The organism is Litchfieldia alkalitelluris (assembly GCF_002019645.1).
In the GTDB taxonomy this organism is placed as follows: Bacteria; Bacillota; Bacilli; order Bacillales; family Bacillaceae_L; genus Litchfieldia; species Litchfieldia alkalitelluris.
The window spans coordinates 3391983-3414117 of sequence record NZ_KV917374.1 but is presented as its reverse complement, the minus strand read 5'-3'; the positions used below and the strand labels follow the sequence as shown (position 1 = coordinate 3414117).

The 22135-nt window shown below is 34.5% G+C and carries 22 protein-coding genes; all 22 read left to right on the top strand.

The features are described 5' to 3' along the window. The first annotated feature begins 2 nt into the window (after positions 1 to 2). Entirely contained in the window at positions 3 to 1319 is a 1317-nt protein-coding gene (fliI, locus tag BK579_RS15905) for a flagellar protein export ATPase FliI (protein WP_078547131.1), read from the top strand. Positions 1320 to 1321: 2 nt separating this feature from the next. Beyond that, positions 1322 to 1777, top strand: coding sequence for a flagellar export protein FliJ (gene fliJ, locus BK579_RS15900; RefSeq protein WP_078547130.1), 456 nt, complete (start codon positions 1322 to 1324; stop codon positions 1775 to 1777). Further along, on the top strand, positions 1778 to 2362 hold the full coding sequence (locus BK579_RS15895) for a MotE family protein (protein ID WP_078547128.1): 585 nt from the start codon (positions 1778 to 1780) through the stop codon (positions 2360 to 2362). Positions 2363 to 2390: 28 nt separating this feature from the next. Next, the gene (locus BK579_RS15890; RefSeq protein ID WP_078547126.1) at positions 2391 to 5939 is read left to right on the top strand and encodes a flagellar hook-length control protein FliK; all 3549 of its coding nucleotides are present in this window, start codon (positions 2391 to 2393) and stop codon (positions 5937 to 5939) included. 18 nt (positions 5940 to 5957) lie between these two features. Next, positions 5958 to 6437 carry a flagellar hook assembly protein FlgD gene (gene flgD / locus BK579_RS15885; protein WP_078547124.1) on the top strand — a complete coding sequence of 160 codons (480 nt, stop codon included), beginning with the start codon at positions 5958 to 5960 and terminating at the stop codon, positions 6435 to 6437. Between the two features lie 3 nt (positions 6438 to 6440). After that, a complete protein-coding gene (locus BK579_RS15880) occupies positions 6441 to 6824 on the top strand; it encodes a TIGR02530 family flagellar biosynthesis protein (RefSeq protein WP_078547122.1) in 384 nt (127 codons plus the stop codon). A gap of 104 nt (positions 6825 to 6928) precedes the next feature. Beyond that, the gene (gene flgG, locus BK579_RS15875; protein WP_078547120.1) at positions 6929 to 7885 is read left to right on the top strand and encodes a flagellar basal body rod protein FlgG; all 957 of its coding nucleotides are present in this window, start codon (positions 6929 to 6931) and stop codon (positions 7883 to 7885) included. A gap of 60 nt (positions 7886 to 7945) precedes the next feature. Continuing rightward, positions 7946 to 8170: a flagellar FlbD family protein gene (locus tag BK579_RS15870; protein ID WP_078550633.1), complete on the top strand. Its 225-nt coding sequence runs from the start codon at positions 7946 to 7948 to the stop codon at positions 8168 to 8170. After that, positions 8160 to 8585, top strand: coding sequence for a flagellar basal body-associated protein FliL (gene fliL, locus BK579_RS15865; protein WP_407936251.1), 426 nt, complete (start codon positions 8160 to 8162; stop codon positions 8583 to 8585). The genes BK579_RS15870 and fliL overlap by 11 nt, the downstream gene beginning before the upstream one ends. Before the next feature lie 40 nt (positions 8586 to 8625). Next, positions 8626 to 9624 (top strand): flagellar motor switch protein FliM, encoded by a 999-nt coding sequence (gene fliM / locus BK579_RS15860; protein ID WP_078547118.1) that lies wholly within the window; start codon positions 8626 to 8628, stop codon positions 9622 to 9624. Further along, positions 9617 to 10831: a flagellar motor switch phosphatase FliY gene (gene fliY / locus BK579_RS15855; protein WP_078547116.1), complete on the top strand. Its 1215-nt coding sequence runs from the start codon at positions 9617 to 9619 to the stop codon at positions 10829 to 10831. Before fliM ends, fliY begins: the two co-directional genes overlap by 8 nt. A 15-nt stretch (positions 10832 to 10846) precedes the next feature. Further along, the gene (locus tag BK579_RS15850; RefSeq protein ID WP_078547114.1) at positions 10847 to 11209 is read left to right on the top strand and encodes a response regulator; all 363 of its coding nucleotides are present in this window, start codon (positions 10847 to 10849) and stop codon (positions 11207 to 11209) included. Positions 11210 to 11406: 197 nt separating this feature from the next. After that, the gene (gene fliO, locus BK579_RS15845) at positions 11407 to 12075 is read left to right on the top strand and encodes a flagellar biosynthetic protein FliO (protein WP_078547112.1); all 669 of its coding nucleotides are present in this window, start codon (positions 11407 to 11409) and stop codon (positions 12073 to 12075) included. Next, complete coding sequence (gene fliP, locus BK579_RS15840) at positions 12068 to 12733, top strand: flagellar type III secretion system pore protein FliP (RefSeq protein WP_078547110.1); 666 nt, start codon at positions 12068 to 12070, stop codon at positions 12731 to 12733. Before fliO ends, fliP begins: the two co-directional genes overlap by 8 nt. A 63-nt stretch (positions 12734 to 12796) precedes the next feature. Then, complete coding sequence (gene fliQ / locus BK579_RS15835) at positions 12797 to 13066, top strand: flagellar biosynthesis protein FliQ (protein ID WP_078547108.1); 270 nt, start codon at positions 12797 to 12799, stop codon at positions 13064 to 13066. Positions 13067 to 13070: 4 nt separating this feature from the next. After that, positions 13071 to 13847 (top strand): flagellar biosynthetic protein FliR, encoded by a 777-nt coding sequence (gene fliR, locus BK579_RS15830; RefSeq protein WP_078547106.1) that lies wholly within the window; start codon positions 13071 to 13073, stop codon positions 13845 to 13847. Positions 13848 to 13851: 4 nt separating this feature from the next. Next, the gene (gene flhB, locus BK579_RS15825; RefSeq protein ID WP_078547104.1) at positions 13852 to 14934 is read left to right on the top strand and encodes a flagellar biosynthesis protein FlhB; all 1083 of its coding nucleotides are present in this window, start codon (positions 13852 to 13854) and stop codon (positions 14932 to 14934) included. Between the two features lie 34 nt (positions 14935 to 14968). Further along, positions 14969 to 17002 carry a flagellar biosynthesis protein FlhA gene (flhA, locus tag BK579_RS15820; RefSeq protein WP_078547102.1) on the top strand — a complete coding sequence of 678 codons (2034 nt, stop codon included), beginning with the start codon at positions 14969 to 14971 and terminating at the stop codon, positions 17000 to 17002. Further along, a complete protein-coding gene (gene flhF / locus BK579_RS15815; protein WP_078547100.1) occupies positions 17002 to 18123 on the top strand; it encodes a flagellar biosynthesis GTPase FlhF in 1122 nt (373 codons plus the stop codon). Before flhA ends, flhF begins: the two co-directional genes overlap by 1 nt. Further along, entirely contained in the window at positions 18120 to 18983 is an 864-nt protein-coding gene (locus BK579_RS15810; protein WP_078547098.1) for a MinD/ParA family protein, read from the top strand. The genes flhF and BK579_RS15810 overlap by 4 nt, the downstream gene beginning before the upstream one ends. A 13-nt stretch (positions 18984 to 18996) precedes the next feature. Further along, entirely contained in the window at positions 18997 to 20076 is a 1080-nt protein-coding gene (locus BK579_RS15805) for a protein-glutamate methylesterase/protein-glutamine glutaminase (protein WP_078547096.1), read from the top strand. An 11-nt stretch (positions 20077 to 20087) separates the two neighbouring features. Beyond that, entirely contained in the window at positions 20088 to 22121 is a 2034-nt protein-coding gene (locus tag BK579_RS15800; RefSeq protein ID WP_078547093.1) for a chemotaxis protein CheA, read from the top strand. Positions 22122 to 22135: the final 14 nt, after the last annotated feature.

The following is a 22135-nucleotide window of genomic DNA, read 5'->3' as shown; positions in this document are numbered from 1 at the left end:
CGGTGAAGATAGAGTCACTAATAAAAGAATTACCGTTTATCAATCAATATAAACGTTATGGAAAGATTAGTAGAGTGGTTGGACTAATGATTGAGTCAAGAGGCCCGGAGTGTTCTATTGGTGATTTATGCTATATACACATAGGTTCAAATAACAAAAGAAAGATTTACGCTGAGGTAGTAGGCTTTAGAGAAGAGAAAGTACTCCTAATGCCCTATAGCAACATTAATGATATATCACCTGGTAGTGTGGTTGAATCTACAGGGAAACCTCTCGAAGTAAGAGTTGGGGATGGTTTAATTGGAAGTGTATTAGATTCCTTAGGATTACCCCTAGATGGTACTACTTTACCAAAAGGCTTAATCAACGTTCCAACAGACCAGTCACCTCCTAATCCTATGCTTAGACCACCAATTCGAGATCCAATTGATATCGGTGTGAAAATGATTGATAGTTTGTTAACAGTTGGTAAAGGACAAAGAGTTGGGATATTTGCAGGAAGTGGCGTAGGAAAAAGTACGCTAATGGGGATGATTGCAAGAAATACAACTGCTGATATTAATGTAATTGCTTTAATTGGTGAACGAGGACGAGAAGTTAGAGAATTTATTGAAAATGACCTTGGGAGTGAAGGACTCAGAAACTCAATCATTATCGTTTCTACATCTGATCAACCAGCATTGATGCGTGTAAAGGCGGCTTATACTGCAACCGCGATTGCAGAATTCTTTCGTGATAAAGGAAAAAACGTAATGTTTATGATGGATTCTGTAACGAGGATAGCGATGGCCCAGCGAGAAATTGGTCTAGCAATCGGTGAACCGCCAACAACGAAAGGGTATACTCCAAGTGTGTTTGCAATATTACCTCGTCTTTTGGAAAGAACCGGGACAAGTGAATTAGGTTCTATAACTGCCTTTTATACAGTTTTGGTTGACGGTGATGATATGAATGAGCCAATTGCCGATACTGTTAGAGGGATATTAGACGGCCATTATATACTCGATCGGAATCTTGCGAACAAAGGTCAGTACCCTGCGATTAATGTGATAAAAAGCATTAGTCGAGTAATGAACCAAATAGTGTCTGAAGAACATCGTAGAAATGCTGAAAAACTTAGGGACTTATTAACAACATATATGAACGCAGAAGACCTAATAAATATTGGTGCTTATAAACGAGGCTCCTCAAAAGAAATTGATGAAGCGATAAGATATTACCCAAAAATCATCTCTTTTTTAAAGCAGGCAACTCATGAAAATATATCAAAAAGAGATAGTATAAACGACTTACAGCGTCTTGTTGAAATGGGTGAATAATTGTGGCGGGACATAGTCATTTTCATAAACTAATCAAAATTAAAAATAGTGAAAAAGAAGAAGTGTTAGCAAACTATAGAAGCTCGCTTAGTGAATTTGAAAATGTGGCTGAGCAACTTTACTCCTTTATGAAGAAGAAAGAAGATTTGATGGCCGTGCAACAAGGCAAATTATCGACCGGAATGTCAATCTATGAAATGCGTCATCAACAAACATTCATTTCTAATTTAGAACAAACAATTATGTACTATCAGCAGCTTGTGATCAGAGCCAGAAATAAGATGCAATTTGCTCAAGATAAATTAATAGAAAAAAATATTGAAGTGAAGAAGTATGAAACTCTTCAAGAAAAGATCTACCAAGAAACTTTAGAAACAACTAAGTTAATTGAAAATAAATATATGGATGAAATTTCAGTCCAACAATATATAAATCAGGGTTTTAGGGTGATGAAATAAATGGAAACTATAGAAGAAAAAGAATATAACAAAATACAATGGTTTTTATTTGTAGTTATCATCCCAATCCTCTTTACAGTGGTGTTGTCGCTAGTCCTGATGCAGGTAGCCGGGATAAATGTTTTTAGTCATGCTAAAGCGATTGTTCAGAAAATACCTGGAGTATCGATGATGATCAAAGATGAAAATGCAATCGCCCAAGAAAAGCTTGAAGAAAAACTGAGTAATGAGATTGCGAACTTACAAACTGATATTAATCATAAGGACGATACAATCGAAAAGCTTGAGGCTTCAATACAATCAAAAGAAAGTGAACTAACAACACTAAAACAAGAGTTAAGTCAATTGAATTTTCAATTGGCTGAAATGAAAGAAGATAAAATAATTGAAGAAAATGCTGTAAAAGATATGACTGAATTATACGAGTTAATGACACCTAAGAAGGCTGCACAAATTATTCCGAACTTAGATGATGAAGATGCAAAGAAAATTTTAACATCCTTAAAAACGGACAAGCTTGCTGCCATAATGGAGAAAATGTCACCAGAGGATGCTGCAAAGTATACAAAGATTATTGGTGAATAAAAATTGGATTTGAAAGGAGGTGAAAACAGTGAATAGTGGTTTAGAATCAATGTTGAATATTAAGACTAAAACCGATATAGGGAAGTTATTGAACAAAAAAACTGAAATGGGTACTCATTCCTTTTCACAGTATTTAGTTGAAACGCAAATCTCAGGTAAACCTGTTACAGACGTAAATAAGACGACTCATCAGGAAGATTATTTATTCGTAACAGAAGATCTACTAAGTTTTGTAAAGACTGGAGATAGTTATTTATTTGTGAATGATGAAGCATTGGAAAATGATATAGATGTTCATTCAATACTTAATCTCTTACCTGAATCAAGTGCAAATGAAATTAGAGGTTTATTAACAAACAATAATTCAATTGACTTATCTCTAAGTGATGGATTGGAAGCTGAAAAAGTTGTAACACTTTTAATGATTTTAAGTCAACAGGAAAAAAGTGGCAAGGAAATTCAGTTGCCAGCTAGGACGATTGAGGGAATAAAACAATTGTTCTCAAAAAACTATAAAGTAACTGTAAGTCCAATCAATAATAGTTTGTCAACATTATTAGTAGACTTCAACATACAGTTAGCACTTAATAATCCAAAGAAGGATTTGTCTAGTCTGAGTGATGTATTCATTCAAGTTGTTGATGAAAATGTTGCTTTTGTTCAAGACACTAGCGGGCCAAATACACCTGTTTCTGACGCAATGGTGGTCTTAATGGACAACATTGTTGAAACGTCTTCACTTATTCATCATTCCGCAGACACGAATGTTGAAAACAGACCTGCTTCAATTATTTTTTCTAGTACACATCCGCGTGGTGATAGAAATGAAGGTACCAAAAGAGAAGTTGAAGATAACAGACCTGCTTTAATCACCTTTTCTAGTACACATCCGCGCGGTGTTAGAAATGAAGGTGCCAAAAGAGAAGTTGAAGATAACGAAGGAACTATTGACAGGAAGAACCCAGTATTTACAATTCATGAGCATAGTCTAGAAACACTAACTTCTATTATTTTAAACCTTAGTCATTACTTAGTTGGAGAAAAAACTGGTATAAATGATGATACTGAAGTTAAACAAACTATAGGAACTTTTAATATATCTTCAGAAAATCAATTGAGACAGCAACAACAACAAAGAGTTAATTCTTCTATAGAACAAACTTTAGCAATGACATTAAATGAGTTGCAAATCCCGGAAAAGTCAGAACTTGTTTCTTTAATAACAGCTACGATCGACCTAAGTGATAGTCTGGGGCTTGAAGAATCTACTTCTAGTGTAAGAGAGGAAATAAGAAATCTAATTCAGATTAACTTTTCGGAAAATGAAGTAGTTGATTTAGAAATCAAATTAAAGCAGTTTATAAGTGAAAATACTAACATGACTGCTCCAAAAAACATATTTATTCAAGATTTCTCGAAAGCTGAAGTAGAATTAAGTGACGAAAGTAATGATGATCAAAAACAACTTGGATTATCAAAGCATGGATTTAATCTTGTTGTTGCTCAAGAGCCTGTATTTCAAATACCACAAGGTGAAAATCAAATAGAAGTTCTCACTTCTAGCAGCAAACAGATGGGTGAAATAAATATTGAGACCAGAAATGGTCTAACAGGTCTTGAATCTGCTCATAGTAGCTTATTAGATATAGAGCTGTCAGAGCTATTAATAAATATAGAAATACAAAAAAGTTTTTCCGACAATCAAAAATCATTACTAATGGAGGTAATGAAACTTTTCTTGCAGAAAACTAACTCACCTGATAATCAAGAATTAAATTTAAAATCATTAGTCCAGGGGATAATTAGTGACGTTGAGCAACAATCTATGGTTGTATTCACGGATAAACAAGTGGAATTTCTTAAATTAAAGTTAGGTGAATTCATAAAAGAAATTCGCTCGCTTGAACCTGCTTCACCGCAAGAAAATTCAAGAATAGTTGATGATAAAACACTTGGTCTTAATAATAATAGCTTAATTGAAAAAACAAACACACAACAACAAATCCCATCAGTAGATGGATTTAGAAGAAATAACTTACAATCACCACTTCATAGACAAATTAACGAACATATTCAAGTAAGTTCCTTTGATAGAAATATAAGGCTTAACAATCAGGTAAACGAGCAAAATAGTTTATTGCATTCAGAGAGAACTAACCAACCTAAGAATAACCAAACTCAAGATGGGTATGTCGCAAAACCATTGCTACAACCTAACAGTAAATTGTTTTTAAAACCTAATATAAATCAATTAACTGTACCTAGAGAGTATAATAGTCAAAAAGATCTACTAGGTCTAGGTGATCAAAAAGTTCCAGCAAAAACAGTAGTTCAAAATGTGAACCAGGTAATTAATCAACTATTAGAATACAATCAGATTGAGCTTGAAGTACTATCTATGATTGATTCTGTTGGAGAGTACTCTGAGGAGCAAAAACTATCATTACTAAATCTAGTTAATAACATGATCTTAGAAGAAAGTACATTGAAAGAATCTAAAAATTTAATCAAACAAAATATCGTAGAGATTTTTAAAGAGTTTAACCACACTGAAATTGAGCAGGAAGTAGATGTACTGGTCGAAAGAATAGGTGATTTATTAAATCGTAAGAACTTATTTTTTGAAAATACCCCTGTTAAACAGACTTTAATGCAAGATAGTCTTGTTAGTGAATCAGAATCTACGACAGAACAAATGGTTCAAAACAAAATTTTCACAAATGAAAAACAACTTCTAAAACCTTTTGAGGAGATTAAAAGTAATAGCTTAGGAAATACTGTTCAAGCTCCCGTGTTGAACTCTGAAAAAGTTACTAGCAATAATTCTGGGCGCTTTTTCGAAACATTGAATCAACAACTTGGTGATACTTTTAAAGGACAATTAAAAACAAATAAACAACAAAATGGATTCGATTTCGGAATAGGGAACACTGTTAAAGTTTCTTCATTAGTAGAAGAGAGTTCTTTACAGATACAGGATTCTAGTGTACAAGAACCAATAAAATCGTCACCTAGAGAATCGGTTGCGAATTCACTTTTTAATATTGATGTAACTGATCAGGTAAAACCTTTTAGTCTGGAAAATCCAACTGTGACTAGGTTACAACAATATGTGATTCATATTGGCCAGCCGACAGGTGGATCGCAGACGAAAAATGAGTTTATTAGTCAATTCTATGAGGTTTTAAGTAATAGTAAATTTAAAACCATAGCTAATGGTCATTCACAAATGGTCATAAAATTTAAACCTGAACATTTAGGCTCGTTGATTGTAAAGTTGACTCAAGTTGATGGTGAATTTTCGGTCAAGATTATTACTGCATCAAATGGTGCTAAAGAATTAGTTGAATCCAATATCCACCAATTAAGAGCGCTATTTCAAATACAAGGTTTAACTTTCGATAAATTAGAAACATATTCACAGCAGCAATATAGCGACTTATTAAGAGATCCACCCGATTCAGAGAAAGAAAATCAACAGCAACAACAACGTAGAAAGAATGAGAAGGACCATTTAACTCCTGAAGAATCGTTTAAAGATAGTTTGCAAGATGAAATCTTAAATATAAGTGTTTAGAAGAATAGGAGAATTTATATGACAAATGCTATAGATTCATCTCTATATTTATCCAATAATACAACAAAACTAAAAACGAACTCTAATGTGTTAGGGAAAGATGATTTCTTGAAAATTCTTATGGTGCAATTGCAAAATCAAGACCCTTCTAAACCAATGGAAGATAAAGAGTTTATTTCACAGATGGCCACTTTTTCATCGTTAGAGCAAATGACAAATATGACGTCATTACTGGAAAAGTTCGTTACAAGCTCATCTTATGATTCTTTAATTAAGTATAGTGAGCTCATTGGTAAACAGGTGGAGTGGAAAGAAACAACGTCAGTTTTGGATGAAAACGGAAATGAACAACCCTTTGAAAAAACAAGTCAGGGTATTGTAAAATCAGTTTCTCAGAATGGTCAAGATTACTCAATAGAACTTCAAGATGGAACCATTTTTTCATCTAAGCTTATTACAAAAGTTAGTCAAGTCCAGGATCAAGCAAGTCAGGTATAAGATATGAATAATCGAATATCAACATATCAGGCACATCAGCTTGCACAACTCGCACAACATAAACAACGGAATCAAGTGAAACAGGCCAATACTGAGTCTTTTCAAGGGATTCTAAATGACGCCGTTAACTCGTCCTTAAAAATAAGTAAACACGCACAACAACGACTTGATGAAAGGAAAATATCACTTAATCAAAGTGAGTGGAACAAGATAAATGAATTAGTACAAGTGGCTAAAGATAAAGGTATAAATGAGTCTCTTGTATTAACAACCAACGCTGCACTTATTGTAAATGCTAAAAATAGTACGGTGATCACTGCCATGGGGCGTAATGAGGCAAAATCACAAATCTTCACGAATATTAATGGAACTATTGTTATAGATTGATGGTTTATCGAAGCCGGACCATATGGAGGCTTCTCAAGGATTGCTGATTGACAGATGCAATTCAATTCCTACTAAAATAACTACATATAAAAGGAGAAATTAAAATGTTACGTTCAATGTATTCAGGTGTAAGTGGAATGAAAAACTTTCAGACGAAGTTAGATGTAATTGGTAACAATATTGCGAATGTTAATACTTACGGATATAAGAAAGGTAGAATTACATTTCAAGATCTAATTACTCAACAAATTGCAGGTTCGCAAGCTCCAACAGAAACAAAAGGTGGAGTAAATGCAAAACAAGTTGGGCTTGGTTCAACAATTTCAACAATTGATACTCTTCATACTGCAGGTTCACTACAAATAACATCACGTTCATTAGATCTTGCTTTAACAGGTGAAGGATTTTTCATTGTAGCGGCAATTAAAGATCCTGCACAGGTTAATATCGACGCTAATGGTGTAAGTGAAGATAATCAAATTACAGGTCCATTAAATGAAGCAATGGACTTGAACTTCACTCGTGCAGGTAACTTTTACATGGATCAAGATGGTTATCTTGTAACAGCAGAAGGATTTTATGTTCTTGGTGATACCGGTGCGAAAGCGACAACAACTCCACCAACATGGGGAGATGCTACAAGTGGACAAACTGGTCTAATCCAGATTCCAAAAACTGCTAAGAGTTTTAGTATCGCTCAAGATGGTATGGTAACATTTATTAATGAGAATGGTATCTTAAATACAGCCGGTCAGTTACAGGTTGCTAGTTTTTCAAACCCTGGTGGTTTAGAGAAGTCTGGTGGAAACTTATATCGATTAACTGCCAACTCGGGTGCTCTTGATAAAAATGTCGATGGAATCATTGATATAGCTGATTTAGTAACACCTGGTACAGAAGGAACAGGTTCTTTACTTTCAGGTGCACTAGAAATGTCAAATGTTGATTTATCTGAAGAATTCACAGAAATGATTGTGGCACAACGTGGATTCCAATCAAATACTAAGATCATTACTACATCTGATGAGATATTACAAGAATTAGTTAATCTGAAAAGATAATTAAGGAGGTAGGGATGATGTTCCTTGTATTTCTTCTTTGGAACATCTCCTGTAATAAAATTGGTCACTTTAACTCGTTTAAATGGTAAAAACTTCACATTAAATGCTTTATATATTGAACAAATAGAATCCTTTCCTGATACCACTATTACACTAACAAACGGTAAGAAGTTCGTGGTTAAGGAAGCGGAATCAGACGTTGTGAGTAAAGTCTCGACGTTTTATCAAAGTATACAAATACTTGGACTTCATAAACACATGGAGGAAGACAATAGTGAACAGTAAGCTAATTACAATCATGTTCATCATAATTGGAGCCATTACATTGGTAGCTGGGACAGCATTTGTTGTTTTAACAAAATTCGCAGGAGAACAAGTGGAGAAAGAACCAACAATAGATGAAATTATAGCTTCCACAGTAGAGGTACCTGAAATCACAACTAGGTTATTAAGCAATGATTATCTAAGGATTTCTTTTAATATAGAAACAAATAGTGAAAAAGCAAAAGAAGAGTTGGATAAAAGGCAGTTTCAAGTGAAAAACCTCATCATTAAGGAATTATCTGATATGAACTCAGAAGAATTTAAAGGTGAAGATGGAATTAGTCAATTAGAACATAGACTTAAGGATCGAATTAATGAGCTTATGCAAGAAGGTAAAGTTGTTAATGTCTATGCAACCTCCTTTCTTCCTCAATAATATTTGTCATTGCATCATTAGTTGAACAGGGGGGAACAATTTGGCAGGAGAGGTATTATCGCAAAATGAAATAGATGCGCTTTTGTCAGCATTATCTACTGGGGAAATGGATGCTGATGAATTAAGAAAAGAGGAATCAGAGAGAAAAGTAAGAGTTTATGACTTTAAGCGTGCGTTAAGGTTCTCCAAAGATCAAATAAGGAGTTTAACAAGAATCCATGAAAACTTTGCTAGATTGTTAACTTCCTATTTCTCAGCACAATTAAGAACATATACTCAAATTACTGTCGCTTCGGCTGATCAAATTCCATATGAAGAATTCATTCGCTCAATTCCTAAGATGACTATCTTAAATGTCTTTGAGGTCTATCCGTTAGAAGGAAGAATACTTCTTGAAGTAAATCCTAACATCGCTTACTCAATGATGGATAGGATGCTTGGTGGTAGAGGAGTTAGTAGTAATAAGGCGGAAAGCTTAACTGAAATTGAAACTAAGATCATGTCTAATATGTTTGAAAAAGCATTTGAAAGTTTAAGAGATGCTTGGAGCTCTGTAGTAGATATTGACCCAGTTCTATCTGATTTTGAAGTGAATCCTCAGTTCTTGCAAATGGTATCACCGAATGAAACAGTGGTCGTGATATCTCTCAATACACAAATTGGTGAGATTAGTGGAATGATCAATATCTGTATCCCTCATCTTGTGTTAGAGCCTATTCTCCATAAGCTATCTGCCCATCACTGGATGCAAGTAAGTACGAAGGAAAAGAATATTGAAGATGTAGGGAAAATTGAGCAGAAAATTAAGCATGCAAATATAACTTTAGCAGCAGAGCTGGGCACATCAAATATAACGATCGAAGAGTTTTTGCATTTGGCGGTTGGAGATGTGATTCAGTTAGAGCAATTAATTCAGGAGCCATTGCTTATAAAAGTTGAACAGGAACCTAAATTCTATGGACAGGCTGGAAAAATGAATCGAAAACTAGCTATTCAAATATTAGATAAATATAAAAGGGGGGAAGAGTTTTATGACTGAAATGCTATCGCAAGATGAGATTGATGCACTATTAAATGGTACAAATATTGAAGATCCCATTGACAATAATAAAGGTTTTGCCCCCCCTGTCGATGACTACTTATCTCCAATGGAACAAGATGCATTAGGGGAAATTGGCAATATATCTTTTGGAAGTTCTGCAACAGCTCTTTCTACTTTATTAAATCAAAAGGTTGAAATTACGACACCTACAGTTAGTGTTTTGGAAAAGAGTAAACTTTCTGATGAATTTCCACATCCATATGTTGCTATACATGTAAGCTATACAGAAGGGTTTTCGGGGGCAAATATACTTGTCATAAAACAAAGTGACGCAGCAATCATCGCGGATCTAATGTTAGGTGGTAATGGAATTGATCCAATAGCTTTATTAGGTGAAATTCAACTCAGTGCAGTTCAAGAAGCCATGAATCAAATGATGGGTTCAGCTGCAACGTCAATGTCTACGATCTTTAGTAAAAAGATTGATATTTCCCCACCTGGTATTGATATATTCGATATTGAAAAAGGAGAAGGAATTACTCAGTTACCGTCACAAGAAATATTAACAAAAATTTCCTTTAGATTAAAGATAGGCGACTTAGTTGACTCAAATATCATGCAATTAGTGCCAATTGAATTTGCCAAGGATCTTGTAAATGAATTACTAAATCCAGGTGCTAAAAATAATTCAAAACCTTCACCAGTGCAAGAGGAACAACCTGTAATAAAGCAAGAGATTGAGTATGCTGTACCAAATAGTTCTAGGCCTGCTATACAAGAAGAGCATTATTCTGCTTCTCAACCAGTAGTAGCAACTCAGCAGAGCTCCTATAATAGTTCGCCACAACATTTGGGTTCGACAATAGGAGGACATAAAGAACAAGTCAATGTTCAACCGGCAGCTTTCTCTTCATTTGAACCTATGAAGTTTCAAGAAACTGAGTCTAGTAATTTAGACATGTTACTTGATATTCCCTTACAAGTAACCGTAGAGTTAGGACGAACGAAAAGGTCAATTAAGGAGATATTAGAGTTGACAGCAGGTTCTATTATAGAATTAGATAAGCTAGCTGGAGAACCTGTAGATGTACTTGTAAATAGTAAGTTAGTAGCTAAGGGGGAAGTAGTCGTCATAGATGAAAACTTCGGGGTAAGAATTACAGATATTATTAGCCAAAGAGAACGAATTAAAAATTTAAATTAATATGGGGGTTATTTCATGGCACATAAAATTTTAGTAGTTGACGATGCAGCTTTTATGAGAATGATGATTAAGGATATCTTATCTAAAAACGGATTCGATGTAGTGGCAGAGGCTGCCGATGGAGCGCAAGCAGTTGAGAAATACCAAGAGCATTTACCTGATCTGGTAACAATGGACATTACTATGCCAGAAATGGATGGGATAACTGCATTGAAAGAGATAAAAAAACTTAATCCGAATGCAAAGGTTATCATGTGTTCAGCAATGGGTCAACAAGCAATGGTAATTGATGCGATTCAAGCTGGAGCAAAAGACTTTATTGTAAAGCCATTTCAAGCAGATCGCGTATTAGAAGCTATTAACAAAACGTTAAGCTAATGAATTGATTGCTCGATTTTAAAGAAAATATACAATTTCGAACGTAGGCTTAGCGCCCTAGCTTCAGGAGCATTGGATCTCAGGTCTAAAGCAACCCGTTTTTAAAAGGCGAAAAACCTAGTCAGTCGCTCATCTTTAATGCACGTTGTAGATAGAAGGCGCGCAGCACTTTTCATATTCGGAGGGAGGGATTCTTTGTGAATGCTTTTATAAAGATTTTATTCATTTTTTCGGTAGCATTATTTATAACAACAAACGTAGAGGCAGAAGATTTAAATAATAATGTATATCAATATTATGAAAAATCCAATGAACCTAAAAGCCAAAACCAGTCGAGTGATCCTATTCCTCCGGACAATGGAACAAATCTTGATTCCCAAACAGACGCACCTAAAATAACTGCATGGGATTTCTTTAAAATGATTGCAGCCTTTGGTTTTGTCATTTTTTTACTGTACTTTATTTTAAAACTTGTAAATAAGAGAAATAAACTATTAAACCAACATAAATACATGGAAACGATAGGTGGTACTTCTCTTGGAAACAATCGATCGATTCAGTTAGTAAAAGTAGGAAAACAAATCCTTGTGATAGGAGTAGGTGATTCTATCACATTATTAAAAGAAATTAATGATCATGAAGAAGTGTCTAGAATTATCGAGGAACAAAATCAGCAAAAAGATCATATGTTAGAACCGTTAAATATATTAAAGCAAATGACGAAACAAAGCACCCAAAAGGATACTTCTAACAAGGGAAATAATACTGATTTTTCTTCACTCTTACGAGAGCAACTTTCAGAGTTAACTAGTGGGAGAAAAAAGATAATAAGTGAGATTGAAAAGAAAGGGATTAACAATGACTGAATTTATGGAGTTTTTTAATAATAGTTCTCCTGAGAATGTATCAACATCGGTTAAAATGCTCCTTTTGCTTACAGTGTTATCAATTGCACCCAGTATTTTAATTCTCATGACAAGTTTTACAAGGATTATCATTGTGTTATCTTTTGTTAGAACATCACTAGCAACACAGTCAATGCCACCAAACCAAGTCCTTGTAGGACTTGCTCTATTTATGACCTTTTTTATCATGGCTCCTGTTTTATCAGAAGTAAATGAACAAGCATTAACGCCTTTATTTAATGAAGAGATAAATTTAGAAGAAGCATATGAAAAAGCTTCGATTCCATTCAAAGAATTTATGAGTAAGCATACTAGACAAAAGGATTTAGAATTATTTCTAAAGTACTCTGGAAGTGAGACACCGTCCTCTATCGAAGACATACCGCTAACAGCACTCGTTCCAGCATTTGCGATTAGTGAAATAAAAACAGCTTTTCAAATAGGTTTTATGATTTTTATTCCTTTTTTAGTAATTGATATGATCGTAGCGAGCGTATTAATGTCAATGGGGATGATGATGCTTCCGCCAGTTATGATTTCACTTCCATTTAAGATCCTATTATTTGTTTTGGTTGATGGCTGGTACCTAATTGTTAAGTCTTTATTACAAAGTTTTTAACCTAACAAATACTAGAATAACAACAAAATGATAAGAACAGCACATAGAAAAGAAGGTGATTTGATGGGGGCAGAAACGGTTATATCGTTAGCTGAAAAGGGAGTTTATACAATTTTGCTTATCTGTGGTCCACTTTTATTGCTTGCGCTAGTTGTAGGCTTAATAGTTAGTATTTTTCAGGCAACAACTCAAATCCAAGAACAAACTCTTGCCTTTGTCCCAAAAATCGTTGCCGTATTAGTAGGATTGGTTTTCCTGGGTCCGTGGATGTTATCTCATATGATTTCATATACATTTGACATCTTCAATAATCTTACTAAATTTATAGGTTGAAAAAATGATTGATTTATTTGTGAATTTTCCTGCTTTTTTATTAGTGCTCGTCCGTGTTGTGAGCTTTTTTGCTACGTTACCACTTTTTTCTTATCGGAGTATACCTGCTACACACCGAGTTGGAATAGGTTTTATTCTTGCTTGGATTATGTTTTTTGCGATAGATGCTCCCGTTATTTCAATAGATGGAAATTATTTTATGTTAATCATAAAAGAAGCTCTAGTTGGCCTACTCATTGGCTTAATGGCATATATCATTTTATCAGCTATTCAAATAGCAGGTGCATTTATTGACTTTCAAATGGGCTTTGCGATTGCAAATGTCATAGATCCTCAAACTGGTGCTCAATCACCTTTGGTCGGTCAATATTTATATACTTTTGCGTTATTATTATTACTTGCTCTAAATGGCCACCATTTACTACTGGATGGTATTTATTATAGCTATCAATTTATCTCTCTTGATCAATTATGGCTTCCTTTTGGGGATGAAAACGTTGTGGAATTTGTTATTCGTTCGTTTGGTAAAGCATTCCTCATTGCATTTCAAATGTCTATCCCTGTTGTGGGCGCTCTGTTTTTAATAGATGTGGCACTTGGAATTGTGGCACGAACAGTCCCTCAGCTAAATGTTTTTGTCGTCGGATTACCTCTAAAGATTGCTGTAAGCTTCATTGTGCTTATTTTAGTTATGACAGCGATGTTTATGGTTGTTCAGCAGTTATTTGAAACGATGATTTATACAATGAGAGGATTAATGGAATTGCTAGGAGGAAGGTAAAACAATGTTTTTAATAAAGTTAGACTTGCAGTTTTTTGCAGGAGAAAAGACAGAGAAAGCGACTCCCAAAAAACGTGAGGATTCCAGAAAAAAGGGTCAAGTAGCAAAAAGTGCGGATGTAAATACAGCAATAATTATATTATTTGTATTTTTATTATTTTTGTTCATAGGTGGGTTTCTTAGAGATAAAATGCTCTTATTATTTAGACACACTTTTCAAGACTATCTATTAATAGAGTTAACAGAACGAAGTATTCAAGAAATTTTTTTAGAGTTAACCATTGAAGTTGCTATTATCTTAGCACCAATTATGGGAATTGCTGTCATCACGGCTATTGCTGCAAATCTTTTGCAAGTCGGTTTTATGAACTCACCTGAATCTATCATGATGAAGTTAAATAAGTTAGATCCGATACAGGGGTTTAAACGAATCTATTCAATTAGGGCAATTGTTGAAATGTTAAAATCAATATTAAAAATTGTATTTATAGGTATGATTACATTTATTGTTATTTGGGTGAATCTTGACGAGCTTCTTAGGCTTGCACTTGTAGACATCGGTTATTCCCTTAGCACAATTTCTAAAATCACAATGCAGATGGGCTTGTTTTCAGGGGCTGCTTTATTACTTCTTTCTGTTTTAGATTATTTTTATCAGAAATATGACTTTGAAAAAAATATCAGAATGTCTAAACAAGATATAAAAGATGAATACAAAAAAACAGAAGGTGACCCGTTAATAAAGTCAAAAATTAAGCAAAAACAAAGAGAAATGGCGATGCAAAGGATGATGCAGGAAATTCCTAATGCGGATGTGATCATTACCAATCCAACCCATTTCGCAGTAGCGCTTAAATATGATGAAAACAAGGCAGACGCACCGTATGTTGTAGCCAAGGGAATGGATTATGTTGCTCAAAAAATAAAGGAATTAGCTAAAGAACATGACATCATTATGATTGAAAATGTTGCACTAGCACGAGCTCTTTATAGTCAAGCTGAGATTGGCGACATTGTTCCAGAAGAATATTTTAAGGCCATCGCCGAAATATTGGCCTATGTTTATAGGTTAAAGCAAAAAGTATAACCTCGAAAAAGGACGAACTAAGGAGAGAAAATTCATGTCAGCAAGAGATTTATCAGTATTATTAAGCGTTGTATTAATTGTAGCAATGCTGATAATACCATTTCCATCATGGTTGTTAAGTATACTTATCATTATTAATATTTCTCTTGCTTTATTAGTTCTTCTTACCTCTATGAACATGCAAGAACCACTGCAATTTTCTATTTTTCCATCATTACTATTATTATTAACCCTGTTTCGTTTGGGGCTTAATGTTTCAACAACGAGATCAATATTAAGTAACGGAGAAGCGGGTGGAGTTGTAGAAACATTTGGTACCTTTGTAGTAGGCGGCAAGGTCTTAGTAGGATTTGTTGTCTTTTTAATCTTAATAATTATTCAATTTGTCGTAATTACAAAAGGTGCGGAACGTGTTTCTGAGGTAGCTGCACGCTTTACGTTAGATGCGATGCCAGGGAAACAAATGGCGATAGATGCTGACTTGAATGCTGGACTTATTTCTGAAAGAGATGCGCGAGAGCGAAGAGAAAAGATTTCCAAAGAAGCCGACTTTTATGGAGCAATGGATGGAGCAAGTAAATTTGTCAAAGGGGATGCGATTGCAGGTATTATCATTGTCCTTATTAATCTTTTATTTGGTTTTATTATTGGTATGACAGAAATGGGGCTTAGTTTTCCTGAGGCGATACAAAAGTTCACATTACTAACAGTTGGTGATGGAATTGTAAGTCAAATTCCAGCTCTATTAATTTCTACTGCCACTGGTATTGTTGTAACAAGAGCTGCTTCCGATGGGAATTTAGGTAAGGATATAACTTCTCAGCTATTTGCATATCCAAAGATGCTTTATGTAACTGCAGGGACAATATTCCTATTAGGTCTTTTTACACCTATTCATCTGCTTTTAACTACACCCATTGCAGGCTTAATGGCATTTGGTGGATACATGATAAGTAAATCAAGGGAACGTGAAGAGATTATACCACATGAGATGGAAGAAGCAGCTGAGCTTGAGGAATTAAAGAGTCCAGAAAGTGTGGTAAATCTCCTAAATGTTGACCCGATCGAGTTTGAATTTGGTTATGGACTCATACCATTAGCTGATACAAACCAGGGTGGAGACTTATTAGATCGCATTGTAATGATACGAAGACAACTAGCCATTGAGCTAGGACTAGTTATTCCAGTTGTTCGAATCAGGGATAACATTCAACTTCAACCTAATGAATATAGACTGAAAATAAAAGGCAACGAATTTGCTAGAGGTGAGCTGTTACTGGACCATTATCTAGCGATGAGTCCAGGAATCGAAGAGGATTCAATTGAAGGAATAGACACAATAGAACCTTCTTTTGGGTTACCGGCAAAGTGGATCTCAGAAGACATGAAAGATAAAGCTGAGATGTTTGGATATACAGTTGTGGATCCACCTTCAGTGGTATCTACACATATTACTGAAGTTATCAAAACTAATGCCCATGAACTCATTGGACGTCAAGAAACAAAACAATTAATTGACCACTTAAAAGAAACACATACTATTTTGGTAGAGGAAGTGACCCCATCTCCTTTAACAATAGGAGATGTGCAAAGTGTTTTAGCTAAATTACTAAAGGAAAAGGTGTCTATTCGAAACCTACCTATTATTTTTGAGACACTTGCTGATTTTGGAAAACTGTCGACTGATACAGATTTACTTACAGAATATGTAAGACAAGCTCTTGCTAGGCAAATTACAAATAGCTATGTGTCTCAAGGAGAAACAATGAAGGTAATTACAGTCTCAGGTGCTATTGAAAAGGCTATAGCTGATGGTGTACAACAAACAGAACATGGCAACTATCTTTCACTTGATCCAACAATTTCGCAAAATATATTAGAAGCGATTGCAAGACAACTTGAAGAATTATCTCTGATAGAACAATCGCCAATCTTAATCTGTTCACCGGCTGTAAGAATGTATTTAAGACAAATGATTGAACGGTATTTTCCGCAGGTACCTGTCCTTTCATACAATGAGTTAGAGGCGAATGTAGAAATTCAGAGTATCGGGGTGGTGACAATTTAATGAAGGTGAAAAAATATGTGGCACCTACTATGCCAGAGGTTATGAATTTAATCCGTACTGAATTAGGAAATGAGGCAGTTATTCTTAATTCTAAAGTAGTACAGAGTAAAGGGGTTCTTGGTTTCTTTCGCAAGAAAAACTTTGAGGTGATTGCAGCCTTAGATCATATTGAACCTCATGCTGCACCCAAGGAGGTCTTGTCACCAAAGACATATAATGGACAGAGAAAAGCTGAGGATCCCATACGTACAAAAGACTTTGTAAATGAAATTATGGAAATGAAGGCAATGCTTAATCAAATCCAAACAAAAACCAATACAAACTTGAATTTGCCTAAGCCTATTCAACAACTTCATTACTTAATGAATGAGAAGGAACTTGAGTCTGATATTACTGAAAGTCTCATTTCGTCACTATTGAGTTATTGGTATAAAAATAAGGAGCAGGTGGAGCAAAAAGAGTTATTGGAATATCTTAAAGATCTATTACTGAAAAAGATATCACCCATAGGTATGGGTGGTATCGATTATCAAAAGAAATATGTTACTGTTGTAGGACCAACAGGTGTTGGGAAGACAACGACGTTAGCAAAGATGGCGGCAGAAGCTATTTTAAAGGATAAGAAAAAAGTTGCTTTTATAACTACGGATACTTACCGAATTGCTGCAATCGAACAATTAAAAACATACGCAAAAATCCTCGATGTCCCTATTGAAGTTAGTTATAATATTGAGGATTTTAGAAAAGCAAAAGAAAAATTCGAGGATTTTGACCTGGTCTTTATAGATACCGCGGGTAGAAATTTTCGAAAACAGCAATACGTGAATGATTTAAAACAAATTATCGATTTTAATGATGATGTTGAAAGATATCTTGTCTTAGGAGTAACCTCTAAATATATCGACATGATGAACATTTATCATCAGTTTTCTATAATTAAAATTTCAAAAGTCATATTTTCAAAAGTTGATGAGACTGGAAATCACGGACAAATGGTGAATTTTATGTTGAAAAATAATATAGGAGCTGCCTATATTACAACAGGGCAAAACGTTCCAGATGATATTAGTGAAGCAACACCAGAGATGATCATAAATATTTTATTTGGTGAAGGGCTATGATGGATCAAGCAGAAAGTTTACGTAATCTCCTGCAAACAACTAAATCAAGGAAGACAAAAACGATTGCTGTTATAAGTGGGAAAGGCGGGGTTGGTAAATCAAACTTTTCACTTAACTTCTCACTTTCCCTAGCTAATAAGGGTTATAAGATTTTATTATTTGATATGGATATAGGAATGGGAAATATAGATATCCTAATGGGAGTATCATCAAAATATTCTTTTACACACTTATTTGAAGATCAAAGGTCACTTCGTGAAATTATCACAGATGTTCCTAATCAAGTTTCTTTTATTTCAGGAGGAACAGGCCTTTCATCATTATTTAAGCTTGATGATGAGAAGTTTCAATCGTTTGTTAATCAGTTAAGTGGCATTTTACCTGACTATGACTTTGTTATCTTTGATATGGGAGCAGGTATATCTAAAGAAACTCTTCATTTTTTATTAACGGTCGATGAACTCTTTGTAATTACAACTCCGGAACCAACGTCGATTACTGACGCATACTCAGTAATGAAACATATTTGCTTAGCTAATAATGATATTCCATTTTTCGTTATTGCTAATAAAACGATAGATTTTAGAGAAGGTACGGCCACACTTGAAAGAATCGACCAAGTCTCAAGACGATTTTTGTCAAAAGAAATCGTGAAACTTGGAACATTACCAGATGACAGAAATGTCATTCAAGCTGTAAAACGCCAAATCCCATTTGTTCAATATGCTCCTAGTACAGCCGCTAGTAAATCAATGGAAGGGATTGCTAGTAACTACCTTACATTTATGAAAAATGGAAAATTAATAGAAAATCAAGCTGGCTTTATAAAAAAATTCAGACAACTGTTGTCTAAAAGATAGAGAGGTAAATGTCATGGATCGAATGGTGAAGGTTTTAGTAGTCGATGATTCGGCATTTATGCGCAAATTAATTACCGACATTCTAACCTCTGAGGAGAATATCGAGGTTATCGGAACAGCCCGAAACGGAAGTGATTGCTTAGTAAAATTACAAACTCTGAAACCGGATGTTATTACAATGGATGTAGAGATGCCAATAATGAATGGCATTGAAGCATTAAAAGAGGTAATAAGCTTATATCGACTTCCAGTTGTTATGCTATCAAGTACAACAGGGGATGGAGAAAAAAATACTATCTTAGCGATGCAATATGGAGCTGTGGATTTTATTACTAAGCCATCAGGTTCGATTTCTTTGGATTTAGAGAAGATAAAGGATGAAATTGTGACTAAAGTACTACAAGCTAGTAAAGCTAATATTTCTAATCTACTAAAACCACTCAAAACTACAAATCTATCGTATAATAAAGGGAAAGGTACTAGTCTTAAAGGCCTAATTAAAGACGTAAATCTAGTACATAAAAAATTAGTATGTATTGGCACTTCAACCGGAGGGCCAAGAGCCCTTCAACAAGTATTAACAAAGTTACCTAGTCAGTTTCCGGCACCAATATTAATTGTACAACATATGCCTGCTGGCTTTACTAATTCATTAGCTAAAAGGCTTAATGCATTATGTAATATAGAGGTTAAAGAAGCTGAGGATGGAGAGATAGTAAGAGAAGGAACTGCATATATCGCTCCTGGTGGCTTTCATTTAAAGGTTAAGGAAATTGAGAATTCAATTATTCTTTACCTAGAAAATTCTGAGCCAAGAAATGGACACCGCCCATCAGTAGATGTCATGTTCGAATCGCTTAGTAAACTCCAAGATTATTTAAAGCTAGCGATTGTTATGACTGGAATGGGTGCTGATGGATCTAAGGGGCTTGTTGCTTTAAAAAACAATGGGAATACGAGCATTATTGCAGAGTCTGAAAAAACTGCTGTGATCTTTGGAATGCCAAAAGTGGCAATTGAAACCAACTTAGTAGATATTGTTGCAGATTTAGAAGATATTTCAGACTTTATAATAAAAAGTACAGGGAATTAAGGAGTGTAGCAATGGATACTAGTCAATATTTAGAGATATTTATAGAAGAAAGTAAAGAACATCTTCAAATGTGCAATGAACAATTATTGGAATTAGAGAAGAATCCAGAAGATATAAATATTGTTAATATTATCTTTCGCTCTGCCCATACGTTAAAAGGGATGTCTGCAACGATGGGTTACGAAGATCTTGCAAATTTAACACACCAGATGGAGAATGTCTTAGATGCTATTCGTAATCAGAAGATTAGTGTTACGGCTGAAATATTAGATGTCGTTTTTAAAGCAGTAGATTATTTAGAAGAAATGATTTATTCAATAGCCGATGGTGGTACAGGAAAAAAAGATGTTTCAGATGTCGTTTTATTGTTAAAGAAGATTGAAGATGGGGAGTCAGCGATACTAGATTTATCACCAAAATTTAATCAAGTCAATCCAAATTCTATAAATCTCTCAAACTACGATGAATTTGAATATACAGTGTTAATTCAATCTCAGGAACAAGGTTTTAATACATATGAAATAAATGTTAGTTTAAGGCAAGATTGTTTTCTTAAGGCGGCACGTGTTTTTATGGTTTTTGAAGTATTAGAGCAAGTTGGAGAAATTGTTAAGGCTTTCCCAAGTGTTGAATTACTCGAGGAGGAAAAATTCGAACAAGAATTCACCATATCTATTATTTCGAATGAAACACAGGAATCTATAAAAAGTCGACTTATGAAAGTATCCGAAGTTGAAAGTGTAATTGTTAGTAATATAAATCTAGATCAAATATCTAGAGAAGATTCTTCTAGTGAGATGTTTGAGCAAGTGGCAGTTACTACTGAAGAGGTAAATTTTTCAGTAGAAGAAGTAAAGAGTAATAATAGCGAGACAAAAGTTTCAAATAAGCAGACGAGTAATAAGACAATCAGAGTTAATATAGAGCGATTAGATATATTAATGAACTTGTTTGAAGAACTAGTTATTGACCGTGGTCGCCTTGAACAAATCTCTAAAGAATTATCACATTCAGGGCTATCCGAAACAGTTGAAAGAATGACAAGAATTTCAGGTGACCTTCAAACTATTATTTTGAATATGAGAATGGTTCCAGTAGAGACCGTATTTAATCGTTTCCCTAGAATGGTCCGTCAATTAGCAAGAGACTTGGGTAAAAAAATTGATCTGCAAGTATTTGGAGCAGAAACCGAATTGGATCGAACTGTTATCGATGAAATCGGTGATCCTCTCGTCCATTTAATTCGAAATGCAATTGATCATGGGATTGAAACTCCTGATATACGCAAGGCTTCAGGTAAAAGTGAGGAAGGAATTCTTACCCTTAAGGCTTATCATAGCGGAAATCATGTTTTTATTGAAATTCAAGATAATGGTGCCGGTATTAATCGAGAAAAGGTTGTAAACAAGGCTTTAAAACAAGGTGTCATTACTGAAAACGATGCTGAGCTTATGTCAGATAAGCAGGTATATGAATTGATTTTCTCGTCTGGTTTTTCAACAGCTGAAATCATTTCAGATGTTTCTGGTAGAGGTGTAGGTCTTGATGTAGTAAAAAGTACAATTGAGTCACTTGGGGGCTCGATCTCAATTGATTCGGTAGAAGGGAAAGGATCCACCTTTTTGATTCAATTACCATTAACACTTTCGATCATTTCTGTTCTACTAATCGAATTGGGTAAAGAAAAATATGCAATCCCACTTTCATCAATTATCGAAACAGCGATTGTTAGAAAAGATGAGGTGTTTAATGCTCATAATCAAAAGATGATTGACTTTAGAGATAAAATAATCCCATTGGTCTATTTAGAAGAATTCTTTGAAGTTCAAAAAGAACATGATGATTCTGATTATATCTCAGTGGTTATTGTAAAGAAAGGTGAAAAAACAGCTGGATTCGTAGTTGATTCATTTATTGGGCAACAAGAGATTGTTCTTAAATCATTAGGCTCTTATTTATCGTCAGTTTTTGCCATTTCAGGGGCTACGATATTAGGTGATGGGCAGGTTGCTTTAGTTGTTGATTGTAATTCATTAATTAAATAGTTGAACTAAAAGGA

Bases quoted from the DNA above. Each gene is read 5' to 3' on its own strand.
- BK579_RS15895 (WP_078547128.1), top strand. From the start codon at position 1,778: ATGGAAACTATAGAAGAAAAAGAATATAACAAAATACAATGGTTTTTA.
- flgD (WP_078547124.1), top strand. From the start codon at position 5,958: ATGACAAATGCTATAGATTCATCTCTATATTTATCCAATAATACAACA.
- BK579_RS15880 (WP_078547122.1), top strand. From the start codon at position 6,441: ATGAATAATCGAATATCAACATATCAGGCACATCAGCTTGCACAACTC.
- flgG (WP_078547120.1), top strand. From the start codon at position 6,929: ATGTTACGTTCAATGTATTCAGGTGTAAGTGGAATGAAAAACTTTCAG.
- fliY (WP_078547116.1), top strand. From the start codon at position 9,617: ATGACTGAAATGCTATCGCAAGATGAGATTGATGCACTATTAAATGGT.
- BK579_RS15850 (WP_078547114.1), top strand. From the start codon at position 10,847: ATGGCACATAAAATTTTAGTAGTTGACGATGCAGCTTTTATGAGAATG.
- fliP (WP_078547110.1), top strand. From the start codon at position 12,068: ATGACTGAATTTATGGAGTTTTTTAATAATAGTTCTCCTGAGAATGTA.
- fliQ (WP_078547108.1), top strand. From the start codon at position 12,797: ATGGGGGCAGAAACGGTTATATCGTTAGCTGAAAAGGGAGTTTATACA.
- fliR (WP_078547106.1), top strand. From the start codon at position 13,071: ATGATTGATTTATTTGTGAATTTTCCTGCTTTTTTATTAGTGCTCGTC.
- flhB (WP_078547104.1), top strand. From the start codon at position 13,852: ATGTTTTTAATAAAGTTAGACTTGCAGTTTTTTGCAGGAGAAAAGACA.
- flhA (WP_078547102.1), top strand. From the start codon at position 14,969: ATGTCAGCAAGAGATTTATCAGTATTATTAAGCGTTGTATTAATTGTA.
- flhF (WP_078547100.1), top strand. From the start codon at position 17,002: ATGAAGGTGAAAAAATATGTGGCACCTACTATGCCAGAGGTTATGAAT.
- BK579_RS15810 (WP_078547098.1), top strand. From the start codon at position 18,120: ATGATGGATCAAGCAGAAAGTTTACGTAATCTCCTGCAAACAACTAAA.
- BK579_RS15805 (WP_078547096.1), top strand. From the start codon at position 18,997: ATGGATCGAATGGTGAAGGTTTTAGTAGTCGATGATTCGGCATTTATG.
- BK579_RS15800 (WP_078547093.1), top strand. From the start codon at position 20,088: ATGGATACTAGTCAATATTTAGAGATATTTATAGAAGAAAGTAAAGAA.